This window comes from Compostimonas suwonensis (genome assembly GCF_002797855.1).
GTDB lineage: Bacteria > Actinomycetota > Actinomycetes > Actinomycetales > Microbacteriaceae > Compostimonas > Compostimonas suwonensis.
Genome location: NZ_PGFB01000001.1, coordinates 632,212 through 647,477, shown reverse-complemented (window position 1 = coordinate 647,477; position 15,266 = coordinate 632,212). Strand labels below are relative to the sequence as shown.

General features: G+C 71.5%; 15 protein-coding genes. 5 read left to right on the top strand and 10 right to left on the bottom strand.

Going from position 1 to position 15,266, the window contains the following annotated elements; genetic code table 11:
- Positions 1 to 115: 115 nt before the first annotated feature.
- The 4 genes from CLV54_RS02825 to CLV54_RS02810 form a co-directional block, all read right to left on the bottom strand.
- Entirely contained in the window at positions 116 to 319 is a 204-nt protein-coding gene (locus tag CLV54_RS02825) for a hypothetical protein (RefSeq protein WP_100343419.1), read from the bottom strand.
- Positions 320 to 769: 450 nt separating this feature from the next.
- On the bottom strand, positions 770 to 2,887 hold the full coding sequence (gene recQ, locus CLV54_RS02820) for a DNA helicase RecQ (RefSeq protein WP_245861250.1): 2,118 nt from the start codon (positions 2,885 to 2,887) through the stop codon (positions 770 to 772).
- 175 nt (positions 2,888 to 3,062) lie between these two features.
- Entirely contained in the window at positions 3,063 to 3,428 is a 366-nt protein-coding gene (locus tag CLV54_RS02815; RefSeq protein WP_100343418.1) for a DoxX family protein, read from the bottom strand.
- Positions 3,429 to 3,589: 161 nt separating this feature from the next.
- Positions 3,590 to 4,126 (bottom strand): hypothetical protein, encoded by a 537-nt coding sequence (locus tag CLV54_RS02810; RefSeq protein ID WP_100343417.1) that lies wholly within the window; start codon positions 4,124 to 4,126, stop codon positions 3,590 to 3,592.
- Positions 4,127 to 4,309: 183 nt separating this feature from the next.
- Between CLV54_RS02810 and CLV54_RS02805 the strand changes: the two genes are divergently transcribed.
- Both CLV54_RS02805 and CLV54_RS02800 read left to right on the top strand, forming a co-directional pair.
- On the top strand, positions 4,310 to 4,705 hold the full coding sequence (locus CLV54_RS02805) for a DUF3224 domain-containing protein (protein WP_100343416.1): 396 nt from the start codon (positions 4,310 to 4,312) through the stop codon (positions 4,703 to 4,705).
- Between the two features lie 55 nt (positions 4,706 to 4,760).
- Positions 4,761 to 5,162 carry a sortase gene (locus CLV54_RS02800; protein WP_100343415.1) on the top strand — a complete coding sequence of 134 codons (402 nt, stop codon included), beginning with the start codon at positions 4,761 to 4,763 and terminating at the stop codon, positions 5,160 to 5,162.
- A 418-nt stretch (positions 5,163 to 5,580) separates the two neighbouring features.
- Here CLV54_RS02800 and CLV54_RS17660 read toward each other — a convergent pair whose 3' ends face one another.
- From CLV54_RS17660 to CLV54_RS02785, 3 genes are all read right to left on the bottom strand, one after another.
- Positions 5,581 to 6,300: a copper resistance CopC family protein gene (locus CLV54_RS17660; protein ID WP_100343414.1), complete on the bottom strand. Its 720-nt coding sequence runs from the start codon at positions 6,298 to 6,300 to the stop codon at positions 5,581 to 5,583.
- A 2-nt stretch (positions 6,301 to 6,302) separates the two neighbouring features.
- A complete protein-coding gene (locus tag CLV54_RS02790; protein ID WP_100343413.1) occupies positions 6,303 to 7,139 on the bottom strand; it encodes a YcnI family copper-binding membrane protein in 837 nt (278 codons plus the stop codon).
- A gap of 97 nt (positions 7,140 to 7,236) precedes the next feature.
- On the bottom strand, positions 7,237 to 7,869 hold the full coding sequence (locus CLV54_RS02785) for a hypothetical protein (RefSeq protein WP_100343412.1): 633 nt from the start codon (positions 7,867 to 7,869) through the stop codon (positions 7,237 to 7,239).
- A 140-nt stretch (positions 7,870 to 8,009) separates the two neighbouring features.
- Here CLV54_RS02785 and CLV54_RS02780 point away from each other — a divergent pair, with 140 nt between their 5' ends.
- Complete coding sequence (locus CLV54_RS02780; protein ID WP_100343411.1) at positions 8,010 to 8,915, top strand: EamA family transporter; 906 nt, start codon at positions 8,010 to 8,012, stop codon at positions 8,913 to 8,915.
- Between the two features lie 149 nt (positions 8,916 to 9,064).
- Here the strand turns inward: CLV54_RS02780 and CLV54_RS02775 are convergent, their stop codons facing one another.
- Both CLV54_RS02775 and CLV54_RS02770 read right to left on the bottom strand, forming a co-directional pair.
- Complete coding sequence (locus CLV54_RS02775) at positions 9,065 to 10,420, bottom strand: homocysteine S-methyltransferase family protein (protein ID WP_100343410.1); 1,356 nt, start codon at positions 10,418 to 10,420, stop codon at positions 9,065 to 9,067.
- 436 nt (positions 10,421 to 10,856) lie between these two features.
- Positions 10,857 to 11,252 (bottom strand): DUF952 domain-containing protein, encoded by a 396-nt coding sequence (locus CLV54_RS02770; protein ID WP_211294418.1) that lies wholly within the window; start codon positions 11,250 to 11,252, stop codon positions 10,857 to 10,859.
- Positions 11,253 to 11,359: 107 nt separating this feature from the next.
- Between CLV54_RS02770 and CLV54_RS02765 the strand changes: the two genes are divergently transcribed.
- The gene (locus CLV54_RS02765) at positions 11,360 to 12,133 is read left to right on the top strand and encodes a TetR/AcrR family transcriptional regulator (RefSeq protein WP_100343409.1); all 774 of its coding nucleotides are present in this window, start codon (positions 11,360 to 11,362) and stop codon (positions 12,131 to 12,133) included.
- 6 nt (positions 12,134 to 12,139) lie between these two features.
- Positions 12,140 to 12,577: a nitroreductase family deazaflavin-dependent oxidoreductase gene (locus CLV54_RS02760; RefSeq protein WP_100343408.1), complete on the top strand. Its 438-nt coding sequence runs from the start codon at positions 12,140 to 12,142 to the stop codon at positions 12,575 to 12,577.
- 126 nt (positions 12,578 to 12,703) lie between these two features.
- Here the strand turns inward: CLV54_RS02760 and CLV54_RS02755 are convergent, their stop codons facing one another.
- Positions 12,704 to 14,884, bottom strand: coding sequence for a DEAD/DEAH box helicase (locus CLV54_RS02755; RefSeq protein ID WP_100343407.1), 2,181 nt, complete (start codon positions 14,882 to 14,884; stop codon positions 12,704 to 12,706).
- Positions 14,885 to 15,266: the final 382 nt, after the last annotated feature.

Here is a 15,266-nt window from a genome sequence, read left to right as displayed (position 1 = left end):
TCGCGCCGAATCGTCGTCTGCGGCGCCTCCGAACGACGATTCGGCGCGACTCGACGCAGGGTGCGACGGGTTGGGGTCGCGTCCGAGCGCAGCAGCAGCCCGAAAAGCCGCCCGTTCAGAACCCGCGGCGGTTGCGGGAGCGCACGATCTGGGCGCGCACCGAGCAGAACCCGCCGAAGGCGAGGGCGAGGATCGCGATCGGCAGCAGCACCGCGACGGCGGCGTTGCCCGTGACCGCGTTCACGATGAGCAGCAGCACGCACAGCGCGCTGCTCGCGAACCCCACGAGCGCAAGACGCTCGAAGCTCCAGCTCTTCACGGCGTCCCTCTCCTCGGAGCCCGGCTCACGGGTCGGTTCACGGCCCGGCTCACGGGTCGGCTCACAGCCCGAGTCACGGGTCCGTTCACTGCTCGACTCACGGGCCGGCTCACGGGTCGGCTCACGGCCCGACTCGCGGGTCCGCTCACGGCCCGACTCACGGTCCGACTCACGACCCGGCTCACGGGTCCACTCACAGCCCGACTCACGGGTCCACTCACAGCCCGACTCACGGGTCCGCTCACGGCCCGGCTCACGGCCCGACTCGCAACCCCGCCCGTTGACCGCCTCGCGGGCCCACCGGCGGCGCGGCTCATCGCTCGCCCCACGATCCGGCTCGCCGATCGCCCCGCTGTGCGGCTCGCCGGCCGTACCACGATGCGGCGTGCGCCCCACGACCCGGCTCGCCGATCGCCCGTAGCGCGGCTCGCGGCCGGGTACCGATCCGATTCACGACTCCGAGCCCTCGCCGACCACGTCGAGGAGCTTCTGGCCGTACGACTCGAGCTTCTTCGCCCCGATGCCCGTGATGCCGTCGAGCTCGTCGAGCGAGGACGGGCGAGCGGATGCCACGGCCCGCAGCGTCGCGTCGCCGAAGACGATGTACGCCGGGACGCCCTGCTCACGGGCCTCGCCGGCGCGCCAGGCCCGCAGCTTCTCGAACAGCTCGGCATCGTCGGCCGAGAGGTCGGCGGTGGCGAGCGAGCGCGACGACCCGGAGGAGCGCGACGACCGCGCGGTACGCTCGGGCTCGCGACGCAGGTGCACGGAGCGCGCACCCGAGAGCACCTCGGTGCTCGCCTCGGTGATGCCGAGCGTTCCGTATTCGCCGGATGCCGCGAGCAGGTCTTGCGCGAGCAGCTGGCGCACGACGCCGCGCCACTGCGCATCGCTCAGGTCTTGGCCGATGCCCCAGGTCGTGAGCGTGTCGTGCCCGTACTGCTCGACGCGCGGGGTCTGCTTTCCGCGCAGGATGTCGATGAGATGACCCGCGCCGAACTTCTGGTTGCGGTCGCGCTTGAGGCGCACGACCGTGGAGAGGAACTTCTGGGCGGGAACGGTGCCGTCCCACGTCTCCGGCGGAACCAGGCAGGTGTCGCAGTTGCCGCACGGCTCGCTCGCCTGACCGAAGTAGCTGAGCAGGTTGACCCTGCGGCATCCGACCGTCTCGCAGAGGGCGAGCATCGCGTCGAGATGCGCGGACAGCTTGCGGCGATGGGCGAGGTCGCCCGGCGACTCGTCGATCATGCGACGCTGCTGCACGACGTCTTGCAGCCCGTAGGCGAGCCACGCCGTCGAGGGCAGGCCGTCGCGGCCCGCTCGGCCGGTCTCCTGGTAGTAGCCCTCGACCGACTTGGGCAGGTCGATGTGGGCGACGAAGCGCACGTCGGGCTTGTCGATGCCCATGCCGAAGGCGATCGTCGCGACGATGACGACGCCGTCATCCCGCAGGAACCGCGACTGGGTGGCTGCCCGCGTCGCCGCGTCGAGACCCGCGTGATAGGGCATGGCGTCGATGCCCTGAGCCTTCAGGAACTCCGCGGTCTTGTCGACCGTGTTGCGCGAGAGCCCGTAGACGATGCCCGCGTCGCCGGCGTGCTCGGTCTTGATGAAGTCGAGCAGCTGCTTGCGCGGCTCGGCCTTCGGAACGATGCGGTACTGGATGTTGGGGCGGTCGAAGCTCGCGACGAAATGCTTCGCCTCGCTCATCCGCAGCCGCTCGGTGATCTCGGTGTGCGTGGCCGCCGTGGCCGTGGCCGTGAGCGCGATGCGCGGCACGGCCGGCCAGCGCTCGGCCAGCTCGGAGAGGGCGAGGTAGTCGGGGCGGAAATCGTGGCCCCACTGCGAGACGCAGTGCGCCTCGTCGATCGCGAAGAGGGCGAGCGTGCCGCGGTCGAGGAGCTTCTTGGTCGACTCGGAGGAGAGCCGCTCGGGCGCGACGTAGAGCAGGTCGAGCTCGCCGCCGAGGAAGTCGCGCTCGACCTGGCCGCGGGTCGCGGCATCCTGCGTCGAGTTCAGGAAGGCGGCGCGCACGCCGACCGCGCGCAGGGCGTCGACCTGGTCTTGCATAAGCGCGATGAGCGGCGAGACGACGACGCCCGTGCCCTCGCGCACGAGGGACGGGATCTGATAACAGAGGCTCTTGCCGCCGCCGGTCGGCATGAGCACGACCGCGTCGCCGCCGCCCACGAGCTGGTCGATGATCGCGGCCTGGTCGCCGCGGAAGGAGTCGTAGCCGAAGATCGTCGTGAGCGCCTCGAGCGGGGTCGACGGGCGCGGCAGGCGCTCGACGGGCTCGGGGATGTGCGGCTCGTAGAGGTTCGACGCCGCGGGATTCGATGCTGTGCGGTTCGACGTCGTGCGATCAGGCGACCCGCCACGACTCGACGAGTCTGCACGACCCGGCGACCCCGCGCGACCGGAGGAACCACGAGGGCCGGATGCCGCGAACTGCTCGTCGTCGGGGGGCGGCGGCTCGAACTCGTCGGGCGGCACGAGCTCGTCGGGGTTCCACGGGATGTCTTCCCAGGGGTCTGACCCGCTCGACTGGCCTGCGTTCCAACTCACTGGGCGAGTCTATCGAGCGCGGCTGACAGCCGGCCGCCACTCACAGGCGGGCCGGCCGCCGCTCGAGCCTGTGGAAACCGGGAGCGTCCCGACCGGCGGGGAGACGTCGTCAGCGCGCTCGGCACCCAGCGCGCCCGGCACCCACCGCGCTCGGCGCCCAGCGCGCCCGTCGCGCTCAGACCCAGAACAGCCAGGCGGCCGCCGCGAACAGCAGCAGGAGCACGAGCACCGAGTTGGAGATGGCGAGCGCCGTCTCTCCGCGACGCGCGTGCACGACGGTGGCGCCGATCATGATGACGACGAGGGCGAGAGCGGCGATCGGGGTCAGGATCGGGGCGATGCCCGTCGCGACGGGCAGCACGAGCCCGAAGGCGCCGATGATCTCGAGGATGCCGATCGCCTTCACCGAGGTCGCCGAGTAGTCGTTCACCCAGCCCATCTGCGATTGGAGCCTCGGCTTGGCGATGAAGGCCTTGGCCCCTCCGGAGCCGAGGAAGACGAGTGCGAGCAGAGCGGTGACAATCCAGGCTGCGATGAGCATGGTCGCCTTTCGTTGAGAGAGGGATGCGCCGGGTTGCCGCAACCATCCCTTCTTACAGCATCACGAACACCACGGATGACACGTCACCCTCGTCGACCGTCGACGCCCTCGATCGACCGGGGAGACCGGCATCCGATCGTCACGCGGCGACCACTCGGCGATCACCCGACGGTCAGGAACAGCGGATCCGCGCGCGCCGGGCCGCCGCACTCCTCCGAGCCGCCGACGCGGGCCCAGTCGAGCGCGAAACTCTGCTCGTGCAGGATGTCGCCGCCCGCGTCGAGGGCCCACACGAGCACCTCGTCCGGGGCCGTCATCATGAGGTCGAGCGTCCACACCCGCGTGGAGCCGGCGGCCGGCGCATCCGGGTCGGCCTGCTCATCCGGGTCGGCCTGGGCACCCGAGTCGGCCTGGGCACCCGGCCCCGTCGCGGCATCCGCGTCGTCCCCCGCGTGGGCGCCGGGGGCGCCGGTCGTGGTGGGACCGCCCGTCGCGCCACGGACCGTCTCCTCGGGCCCCTGCGCGGAATGGCAGGCCTCGTCGATGCAGAACTCGAGGCGCGAGACCAGGTGGCCGGCATCCTCGACGACGACGGTCGCCGTGTTCAGCCAGCCGATCGCGGGGCAGGCCGCCCGAGGCAGCCCGATGCACGACGTCATCGCCAGGGCGACGCCCGTCGCGCCCGCTGCCGCAGCCATCCGCCTCCACACCCCTCGACCGTACCTCCGCCTCCTCAGCCGAGTCAGCGAGATGACCCGAATCGTTGTGAAAACGCGTCCGGCGAGCCGCTGTGCAACGATTCGCGTCATCTCGGCGACGGGGGCGGGGCGTCGTCGTGAAAGTTCAAGACGCGAAAAAACGGCGCACGTACCGTGAGGAGCATGAGCGGAACAGAGACCATCACGGCGCGCTTCGAGGTCACCGGCTGGGATGACGCGGAGCTGCCCGCCCTCGACGGCGACTGGATCGGCGCCGTCACGATGCGCAAGAGCTACACGGAAGGGCTCGTGGGCGAGAGCATCGCGCACTTCGTCCACTCGGGCGACGAGGAGAGCCGCGGATACCTCGCGGCGGAACGCATCACGGGGGCACTCGACGACGGCCGGAGCGGCTCGTTCACCGTGCATCACGGGGCGTTGCAGCATCCGAGCGATGATTCGGCGTTCGGCTACATCATCCCGAACGCGGGCACGGGCGACTTCGCGGCGTTCGCCGGCCGGGCCCGGATCGTGCACGACGACCGCGGCGCCTACTTCGTCTTCACGCTGGACTCCTGACACGACGGCTGCGCGCTGACGCGACCCCTGCCTCGCACGACCTAAACTCGGAAGGGTGACGAGCGGGCTGGCAGCGATATCCCTCATCGTCGAGCTCTTCACCTGGATCGGCCTCGTCGCAGGAGCCCTCTTCCTGATCATCGGCATCTCGATCGGCATCGGCGCTCGACGCTGGGTCGAGACGAGCGCCGCCGTGATCGACGACGAGGAGGGCCTCCGGGTGCGCTGGCTCGCGACCGACCGCGAGCTGTACGAGCTGCCGATCACGCCGATCCAGCTCGCCGAGCTGCCGGATGTCGACGACCTCGTCATCTTCTACGACGACCGGCATCCCGAGCGCTGCCGCTTCCACACCCCCACCCACGACGGCCGCGCCGTGCGCATCACGGGCTGGGTGCTCATCATCACGGGAGTGCTCGCCGGGGCCGCCTCGATCGCGCTGCTCTTCGCCGAATAGGAGGGCGCTCGCGCCTCGCGCTCGGGTCTCACGCTCGGGGTCGGGTCTCGCGCTCGGGGTTGGGTCTCGCGCTCGGGTCTCACGCTCGGGGTCGGGGTCGGGCTCGCGCTCGGGGTCGGGGCTGCCGCCGAGCGCGGGGTAACCGCCGAGCGCGGGGTTGTTCTCGAGCGCGGGGTTGTTCTCGAGCGCAGCCCGTAGACGCTCGTCGCTCGAGAACACACCCGCGCCCGGCACACCCGCGCCCGGCACACCGGCGCCCGGCACACCCGCGCGTTCGGCATCCAACCGTGCTCGACCGGGACGTCAGACGTCGGGCGCGGGGTTGTTCTCGAGCGCGGCTCGTAGATGCTCGTCGCTCGAGAACAAACCCGCGCTCGGCACACATCGGCGCATTCGACGGGCGCGGATGACCCGCAGATCACCCCTCGGGCGGTGTGCCTCCGGAGGCGCTCCCCTCGGGGCCTCGGCCCGTCGGCGCGCCGCCTGAGGCGCGGTCATCGGGCTTGCGACGCAGCGCGAGCAGCGTCACACCGCCCGCGACGATCACGAGCACGATCGCGCCCAGGATCCAGAACACGTCGCTCGACGGCTGCTCGGCCGTGGAGCCCGAGTTCGCCGAATCGCCCGGGTTCGCGGCATCCGTGTCGCCGGAGCCGTTCGACGCCCCCGCCTCGCCCTCGGATCCCGGGCACACCGGCGGCGTCGCCGACCCCTCGGCGAGCTCGACGCCCGCCGCCGGCGCCCAGGTGAAGGTGAACTCGTTCGAGACGGGATGCCCGTCGGTCGAGACCACCTGCCAGATGAGCGTGTACTCGCCCGGCTGCCCGAGCTGGATGTCGGCGAGGAGCGAGGCGCCCTCGACCGAGGCGCAGCCGTCCCCGTAATAGCGCACGTCGTCGCTCGGCCCGCTCACCTGCATGGCCGAGCCGCCGCCCGTGCCGTCGAGATCGAGCAGTGTATCGTTCGTCGTGATGACGAAGGTGCCCGGCTGCTCGGTCACGACCGAGCCCGCGGCGGGCGTCGACGAGACGAGGGAGTTGTGCGCCTGCGCAGGGCTCGCGGAGAGCCCCAGCAGGGCGGCGGCCGCGATCGCGGTCAGGACGCCGACGATGGTCGCGCGCTTTCCGGGGACGCCCACGATCAGCGCGATTCCGGGCGGCGACGGGTCGCGACGATCGCGATGACGACACCCACGACGCCGACGACGAGACCGGAGAGACCGAGCACGCGGGCGAGCACGTCGTCGGTGCTCGTGCTGGTCGCGGCCGCGGCATCCTCGTCGCCGTGGTCGTCGGAGACCGTCTCGGCGGTTCCGCCGTGGCCGCCGCCGTGGCCGTCACCCTCGGCCTCGGCAGCCGTGAGCGTCACGATGGGGGCCGGATCCTCCGGCTCCTCGGTCGAGCCGGCCTCGGGCAGGTTGGCCCAATCGGTCTCGCCGACCTCGCACGTCTGCAGGGCGGGGAAGACGAGCGTGTCGCCGGCCTCGCCCTCCGGCAGTGTGACCTGCATGGCGACCGAGTCGCGGAAGCCCTCGCTCAACGGGGTCTTCGCCGTGTAGACGACCTGGCCCGTGCGCTGGGTGACCGCCTCGCCGTGGCTGTCGGTCGCGGGAACCTCGAGATCGACGGTCACCTTCTCGATGTCCCAGCCCGGGTTGATCACCGGTGTCACCGAGAGGATGTCCTCGGGGATGTCGATCGTGAGCTTCGTGGTCGGCGAGCCCTCGCATCCGTGCCCGACCGAGAAGGTCAGGATCGAGCTCGAGCCGGCAGCCGTCGACGACGGTGACACGGAGACGTGCGCGCTCGCGGCGAGCGGTGCGGCGAGTGCGAGAGCGGCACCCGCGCCGAGAGCGGACACGACCTTCACGCTCGTGGACAGGCCGGAGCGTTTCGCCCGGCGGGACGGACGGACGGGGCGGTCGCCGGCAGGGCCGGACGGGTTGGCGGAGGCAGCAGGGTTGATGAATTCAGTCATCGGAAGGGTCTCATTCCAGGTAAAGGGGTCGTCACAAACAGTTCGGAGGGCTGCGCGCAGGCGCTCGCCCGGCCGACGGATGACGGACGGGCGCGCGCTAGAGACTGAGCGCGAGCCGGAGCGGCGGACCGCGGTGACGCAACCGGGAGAGAACGAGACGCAGCTCCCGGGGCACGAAGACCCGGAAGCCGGCGGACGGCACCGACGGCGGAACGTCGACCGGCGCGTTCGCGAACGACGCGTCGAGCAGCACACCGAGGCTCAGCCGCGCCGACGCGAAGAGGCTCCAGAAGGCGTGCTCGCCGTGACGGAGCGCGAAGAAGGTGAGGATCGCGGCGACGACGTGGGCCATCACCATGCCCTGATCGCCCCCGAGGTGCTGCGAGTGCTCGGCCGCCGCGCTGTGCGCCGCGAATTGGCTCTCGAACGAGCCGATCGGGTCGGTGTGGTCGTGCGCGACCGCCCCGCCGATGCGCAGCGTCGAACCGCCGAGCATAAAAAGACTGTGGAAGGCCAGCTGGCTGAGCAGAACGGATGCCGCGAGCCGGACCCTCGAGAGCGTGCGGCCGGCGAGCGCCACGCACACCATGCCCGAGAAGGCGAGCGAGAGCACGATCGCCAGGGCGCTCGGCACCCCGCCGCCGGCGACGGCGTGCGAGAAGGCGGCGACGAACGTCGCGACGACGGCGGCCAGCCAGCCGCGAGCGAACCGCGCCCACCGTGTGGCCATCGATTCACCTCCGCTCGTCAGAACCCCCATCGTACTGGGGTGACTCCGCGCGACGCGACCCGAGCGGGCCGGAGCGGGCCGGAGCGAGCCCGAGCGGGCCGCGGCGGGCCGGAGCGAGCCGCCGCCGATAGGCTGAGCCGATGTTCACCGCTGTGCTGGGACTCACCGGCGCCCTCGTCTACGGCGCGGCGGACTTCCTGGGCGGCCTCGCGTCGAAACGCATCAGCCCGATCCGGGTCACGGCGATCGGCGCGGCATCCGGGCTCGTGGGCCTGCTCATCGCCTTCGCGTTCATCGGCGGGGCCTGGTCGCCCGCCGCCGTCCTCTGGGGCGGGCTGTCGGGGGTGAGCGGCGCGCTCGCGATCTCGCTGCTCTACGCCTCCCTCGCGATCGGGCCGATGAGCATCCTCTCGCCACTCACCGCCGTCGTGTCGGCGATCGTGCCCATGACCTGGGGGCTTGCCGGCGGGGAGACGCTCGGGCCGCTCGGCTATCTGGCCCTCGGCGTCGCGCTCGTCGCCGTTGTGCTCGTCGGGTTCGTGCCGGAACGCGGAGCCGTGCGACCGAGTCTGCGCGGCATCCTGATGGCGATCGGCTCGGGCGCGATGATCGGCGTCTTCCTCATCCTCATCGACCTGACGCCCACCGACTCGGGGCTCGTGCCTCTCGTGCTCAACCGCGCGGTCAACGGCGTCATCATGTTCGGCACGGTCGCGGTGCTCGCGCTCGTCGCGCGGTTGCGAGCTCGGGCGCGCGTGCTCGCGTCGCCGGGTGAGGCCGACGCCGCACCGGCTGCCGCGTCGGGCGGCTGGCGCCCCGGCCTCCTGCTCGCGATCTGCTGCGGGCTCGTCGACGCCCTCGCGAACGTCGTGTTCCTCATCGCTCTGCGCTCGGGCGACCTCAGCGTCGTCTCGGTGCTCACGGCGCTCTACCCGGCGGGCACGATCATCCTCGCCGGCATCGTGCTCAAGGAGCGCGTGGCCCCGGTGCAATGGGTGGGGCTCGTTCTCGCGATCGGCGCCGCGGGGCTGCTCGCCACCGCCTGACGCCTATCCGCGACGCCCGCGCTCGGCCCGGCCGGGCGACGGAACAGGCTCGATTCGGCGACATCCCGACAGGGATGCCGCCGAGCTCGCGTGTCACGGAATCCGCCCTGGTCGGCACGCCGTCGTGAGCGGTGAGCCCAGCGGCAGGATCAGCGACCAGACGAAGGGCGGGAGAAAGTGGGAACGGCAGGGGAAGGAGAAGAAGGGGCGGGAACGGGAACAGCAGTGGACGAGAGGGGACCGACAGAAACGGGGGCGGCGGGCGAGACGGGGGCGGGACCGACGACAGGAGCGGGACCGACGACAGGAGCACCACCAGACGATGCGGACGCCCGAGCAGCGTCAGACGATGCGGACGCCGGAGCCGCACCGAACGGGGCGGACGCCGGAGCAGCACCACCAGACGAGACAGAAGCGGGACCGACGACAGGAGCAGCACCAGACGAGACGGACGCCGGAGCAGCGTCAGACGAGACAGGAGCAGGACCGACGACAGGAGCAGCACCGGACGAGGCGGACGCCGGAGCAGCACCGGGCGAGACCGACGCAGACGAAGGCACGGCAGGCACGCAGGCCTGCGCGATCGCGGTCAGGTGACGGATGTCGGTGCCGCAGCAGCCTCCGAGGTAGCTGAGCCACGGCATGGCCCGCCGCAGCCGCCGCAGCTGCTCGCCCAGCTCGGCCGGGTCGCCCGCGTCGAGGGCGTGCGCCTCGTCGAGCTCGGCGTGACTGCGCCGGGAGGCGTTGGCCCGGAAGCCGCGCACCCGGTGCGTCCACGGCTCGCCCCGCCACAGCTCGGGCGGAAGGTGGGTGGGGTGGGAGCAGTTGACCAGGTAGAACGAGGGATAGGCGTCGGTCGCGACATCCACCGCTCTGATCGCGGCGCCGAGTGACGCTCCGCCGGCGAGTGCGCCGTCGGTCTCGACCGTGAACGAGACGACCGCGGGCAGGCCGACCGCTCGGGTGGCGCGCACGATGCCGATCGCCTCGTCGACGTAGTTCACGGTGAGGGCGCTGATGAAGTCGACCCCTCCGTCGGCGAGCGCACGGATCTGCTCGGCGCTGTAGCACTCGGCCTCGTCGGTGGACTGCAGCCGGCCCGGGCGGTAGCCGTCGTCGCGCGGCCCCACGACGCCGGCGATCAGCAGAGGCGACACCCGCTCGGCGAAGCAGTCGCGCACGGCTCGCGCGAACGCGGCGGCCGCGAGGTTGACCCTCCGCACGTCGTCGGAGTCGTGGCCGAGCCGCTCGAGCCAGTCGTGGTTCGCGCGCCAGCTCGCGGTGTCGATCACAAAACCGAGACCGGTGTCTGCCGCGAGCTGCGCATAGGGCACGTAATAGTCGGCGAGCTCGCGGCGCCCCTCGGGCGTGAGCAGCAGCTCGCAGGCGGCGAACAGCGGCAGCTCGATGCCCCGCAGATAGATGAGCGCGGTTTCGAGGCCCCCGTCGCTGAGAGCGAGGGTCTCGTCGTCGAGAAGCGGCTGGATGCCGCGCGCATCAGTCATGATCCGAATCGGGTGAGCGGCGCCTCATCGCGCCGACACGCACAGAGTAACCCTCGGGGAATCCGCGGACAACCCCCGGGAACCGCCGACTTTCGGCGGATGTGGGGGGGCGGAGTGGGTGCGCAGTGGGTGCACGGTGGGTTCGCGATGGGCGCGGGATGAGTGCGCAGTGGGCGCGCGGCGGGTTCACGGTGGGTTCGCGACGGGCGGGCAGCGGGTTCGCGCGGGCGTCCGCCGGAGCTCTGCCGCACCTGGACCGAGCTCTGCCGCACCCGGATGGAACGGGACGCCGTGCAGTGCAGCCCGCCGGAGCGGACGCCGGGTCTCGTGCGCCATCACCGTGGCCGGCCGCACTTCACCGGAGCGGCCGGACGCCTCCCGGGCAACCAGGCCGCCAGGCAACCAGGCCGCCAGACAATCAGGCAACCAGGCCTCCTCAGCCGAGCCGGGGCGCCTCCTCCACGACGTCGTAGGCCGAGACGTCGGGAAGCACGTAGCCGTCGGGGCCGCGGAGGGCGTGAAGCTCCGCGACGACGGTCGGGGCATCCATGGGGATGGGCGAGTAGATGTGCGGGAAGACCTCGTCGTCGGACGCCTCCCACCGCACCTCGATGCCGTCGGCCGCGAGCGCGTCGAGGTCGATGACGGCCACCACGAGGGGGAGGCCGAGATCGCCGAAGACCCGGTCGACCGTGCCCCGGAGCTGTCGGGCGGTCGAGGCGTGGATGAACCCGACGTCGTCGAAGGTCTTGTGCCTCGTCGACACGGAGTACTCGCCGAACTGGCGGCAGGCCTCCCAGTCGTCCGCGATGGCGACATGCAGTATGCGCACGATTCCTCCCGGTCTGCGGCGAGACCGCGTCGCGCGAGCCCGTCGGGCTCGGTGGCGGTCGATGGCCGTGGTGACGGTTAATAACACTGAACGGTATCATTGTACTCATGGACAGAGCACCCGCGGCCACTCCCGCGACCGGCACTCCCGCGACCCGCGCCCCGGCGGCGACCGCCGCCCCGCACACGGCTCCCACGGTCGTGAAACGGGGGCGGCCGGCATCCGGCGATCGTGCTCGACGACGGCAGATCGTGCTCGACGCAGCCGTGCGGCTCTTTCTCGAACGGGGCTTCGAGGCGACGACCCTCGACGACATCGCGATGGCGGCCCATGTGAGCAAACGCACGATCTACAGCTACTTCGGCGACAAGGCCTGCATCTTCACGGCGGCCATCAGCGCGCTGCAAGACGGGTTGCGCGCGTCGGCCGATCACGACTCCCTGCAGGATGTCGCGGCTCACGTCGTGCACACACTGCTCTCCGACGACGCCATCGGCCTGCACCGGCTGATCGTCGCCGAGTCGGTGCGCTCGCCCGCCCTCGCCGCCGACTTCTACCGGAACGGGCCGGAGCGCACGATCGCGCTGCTGCACGAGCACCTCGGGCCGCACGGCGACCGCGGCTCCCGCGACCGCGCCACCGCCGCTGACACCGCCGCCAGCACCAGCGCCGCCACCACCACTACCGCCACCGCCACCGCCACCGCCACCGCCGAGCAGCTCTACTCCCTGCTGCTCGGCGAGCCCCACCGCAGACGGCTGCTCGGCCTCGACCCCGCACCCGGGCTGCCGGCATCGCGGCGGCGGGCCCGACAGGTGCTGAGGCTCCTCGATCTCGACGATTCGAGAGAGGATAGAGCTGACACCACAACGAAAGGCTGAACAGCCATGCCATTGACTGGAGAGTACGAGCCGGGAACCGCCGAATGGTCCCGCAAACAGGTCGAGACCTTCGAGAGCAGCAACGGCGCCGCAGGCAACACGCTGCAGGGCCGCCCCATCATCGTCATGACCTCGGTGGGCGCGAAGAGCGGCAAGCTGCGCAAGACGGCGCTCATGCGCGTGGAGCACGAGGGCGAGTACGCGGTCGTGGCCTCCCTCGGCGGTGCCCCGAAGCATCCGGTCTGGTACTACAACCTCGTGGCGAACCCGCACGTCGAGCTGCAGGACGGCGCGGAGAAGCACGACTACACCGCCCGCGAGGTCACGGGCGAGGAGAAGGCGCTCTGGTGGAAGCGGGCTGCCGCGACCTGGCCCTCGTACGACGACTACCAGACGAAGACCGAGAGGCCGATCCCGATCTTCGTGCTCACGCGTATGGCCTGAGTCGCGCGGCACGCCCCCGCCCGGCAGAAGTCGCGGCACGTAAAAGTCCCGCCGGCCCGTGAAATTTCAGGGGCCGGCGGGACTTTTACGTGCCGCGAGGATGCCGCGCAGCGCGACGACGGTCGGCTAGAGGCGAGCGAGCTCGCTCAGCACCGCGTCGCCGGGCACGACGGAGGCGTAGTCCGCCTCGATCTCGGCGCGGCCGAGCAGCTCGTCCATACGGCGACGACGCTGCTTCGGGATGAGGGTCACGACCGTGCCCTGCTTGCCGGCGCGGCCCGTGCGGCCCGAGCGGTGCAGGTAGGTCTTGTACTCGTCGGGCGCGTCGGCCTGGATCACGAGGTCGATGTCGTCGACGTGGATGCCGCGGGCTGCGACATCCGTGGCGACGAGCACGTTCACGCGACCCGAGGTGAGCTTCTCGAGGTTGCGCGTGCGGCGGGACTGGTTGAGGTCTCCGTGCAGGGAGACGGCGGGGATGCCGGCGTCGTCGAGCTGCTCGGCGAGCTGCTCGGCGAAGGCGCGTGTGCGGGCGAAGACGAGAGTCTTGCCGTTGCGGTCGGCGAGCTGCTCGATGATGGCGCCCTTGTCGCGGTGCTCGATCACGAGCACGCGGTGGTCGATCGTGCTGGAGGCCTGGTCTTCGCCGGCGACCTCGTGCACCGCCGGGTCGACGAGGAACTCGTGAACGAGCGTGGCGACGCCCTTGTCGAGGGTGGCCGAGAACAGGAGGCGCTGTCCGCCTTCCGCGGTGTGACGCAGGATGCGCTGCACCGGCTCGAGGAAGCCCAGGTCGCACATGTGGTCGGCCTCGTCGAGCACCGTGATGGTGACTTCGCTGAGGTCGAGGCGGCCCTGCTCGATGAGGTCTTCGATGCGGCCGGGGGTGCCGATCACGATGTCGACGCCGCGCTGCAGCGCGCCCACCTGGCGGTGCTGGGGAACGCCGCCGTAGATCTGGGTCGTGAAGAGGCCCACGGCGCGAGCGATCGGCTGCACGGTGCGGTCGATCTGCAGCGCGAGCTCACGGGTCGGCGCGAGGATGAGCGCGCGGGGCCTGCGGCCCGGCTGGCGGCGCTTGCCGCCGCCGTTCTCCATGAGCTTCTCGACGGTCGGGGCGCCGAAGGCGATGGTCTTGCCGGATCCGGTGCGGCCGCGGCCGAGCACGTCTTTGCCGGCGAGCACATCGGGGATCGTCGCGGCCTGGATCGGGAACGGCAGGGCGGCGCCGAGCTCGGCGAGCTCGCGCACGATGTTGCCGCCGAGGCCCAGGTCGGCGAAGGTCACGCCTTCGACGTCGGTCGCGAGGATCGCGTCGGCCTCGAGGCGCTCGAGCACGACGTCATCCTGCGGAGTGAAACGCGCCTTCTCGTCGCGGCTCGGGTAGAACTGCGAGGAGCTGCGGTCGCTGCTGTGGAAGCCGGGGCGATCGCCGTCACGGCGGGGCGCGCGGTCGTCGCGGTCGAAGCTGCGCGTGGGGCGGTCGGCGCCGAAGTCGCGGCGCGGGGCACGGTCGTCACGATCGAAGCTGCGCGCCGGGCGGTCGGCGCGGAAGTCGCGGCGGGGAGCCTGGTCGCGGTCGAAGCCGCGCGCCGGGCGATCGGTGTTGTACTCGCGGCGGGCCGGGCGATCGGGGCGGTCGGCGCCGAAGTCACGGCGCGGGGCCTGGTCGCGGTCGAAGCCGCGGGCGGGGCGATCCGTGCCGGCGTCGCGGCGCGGGGCACGGTCGTCACGATCGAAGCTGCGCGCCGGGCGATCGGTACGGTCAGGGCGGTCGAAGCTGCGCGTGGGCCGATCGTAGCCGCGGGCGGGGCGGTCGGCGCCGGCGTCGCGGCGAGGCGCGCGGTCGTCGCGATCGTAGCCGCGAGCCGGGCGGTCGCCACCAGTGGCGCGGTCCGTGCGGGCCGGGCGGTCCGTGCGGTCCGTGCGGTCGAAGCTGCGCGTCGGGCGCTCGGCGGTGTTGTACTCGCGGCGGGCCGGACGGGCATCGCCGTAGTCGCGGCGGGGCGCGCGATCGTCGCGGTCGTAGCCACCGCGTGCGGGGCGGTCGTCGTACTCGCGACGCGGGGCGCGCGTCTCGGCGGCGGCGCCGTCGGAACGGCGGGGTCCGCGACCGGTCGCGGCGCGCTCCTCGGCGCTCCAGCGGGCCTTCTTCGGAACCTCCTCCACCGGGCGGTAGCCACGGTGGCCGGGGCTGCGGGCTCCCGACTTCGGGGCCGCGCTGGCCGCACCGCGACCGCCGCGGGCGTAGGAGGGATCGTAGTTCTTGGCCGGGCGTGCGCCGGCGGGCTTCTTGTTCTTGGGCATAGACATATTCCTGGGTTGGGATTTGGTACATGGCAGAACTACGCGAACGCACTCTCGGTGCTGCGCAACTGAGATCCCGGGCAGTCCTCGACCGGGGCCGTTTCACATACAGTGACTATTCGCCAGCGAAATGCTGCGAAACCGGCCCACCAGACTTACAAACCCATCCGCGATACATTTCGCGGTGTCTAGAGCCGACCGACCTACGTTACCGGATCATGGCGCCGAACACCAGCACGGGATTCGCGGCAGCCGTGCGGGCGGGCACGACACGACCCTCCACCACCACCCGGAATCCCTGTTGAGAGCCCCACAGCACACAGGATGCCGCGAAAAGTTGGCCGCGGACGAAACGTGATCTACTCTCGTCACACACTCCACG

What these genes read in the sequence shown, in the direction of transcription:
- CLV54_RS02815 (WP_100343418.1), bottom strand. Translation starts at nt 3,428, where the DNA reads ATGCTCATCGCAGCCTGGATTGTCACCGCTCTGCTCGCACTCGTCTTC.
- CLV54_RS02810 (WP_100343417.1), bottom strand. Translation starts at nt 4,126, where the DNA reads ATGGCTGCGGCAGCGGGCGCGACGGGCGTCGCCCTGGCGATGACGTCG.
- CLV54_RS02805 (WP_100343416.1), top strand. Translation starts at nt 4,310, where the DNA reads ATGAGCGGAACAGAGACCATCACGGCGCGCTTCGAGGTCACCGGCTGG.
- CLV54_RS02790 (WP_100343413.1), bottom strand. Translation starts at nt 7,139, where the DNA reads ATGACTGAATTCATCAACCCTGCTGCCTCCGCCAACCCGTCCGGCCCT.
- CLV54_RS02785 (WP_100343412.1), bottom strand. Translation starts at nt 7,869, where the DNA reads ATGGCCACACGGTGGGCGCGGTTCGCTCGCGGCTGGCTGGCCGCCGTC.
- CLV54_RS02780 (WP_100343411.1), top strand. Translation starts at nt 8,010, where the DNA reads ATGTTCACCGCTGTGCTGGGACTCACCGGCGCCCTCGTCTACGGCGCG.
- CLV54_RS02775 (WP_100343410.1), bottom strand. Translation starts at nt 10,420, where the DNA reads ATGACTGATGCGCGCGGCATCCAGCCGCTTCTCGACGACGAGACCCTC.
- CLV54_RS02765 (WP_100343409.1), top strand. Translation starts at nt 11,360, where the DNA reads ATGGACAGAGCACCCGCGGCCACTCCCGCGACCGGCACTCCCGCGACC.
- CLV54_RS02760 (WP_100343408.1), top strand. Translation starts at nt 12,140, where the DNA reads ATGCCATTGACTGGAGAGTACGAGCCGGGAACCGCCGAATGGTCCCGC.
- CLV54_RS02755 (WP_100343407.1), bottom strand. Translation starts at nt 14,884, where the DNA reads ATGCCCAAGAACAAGAAGCCCGCCGGCGCACGCCCGGCCAAGAACTAC.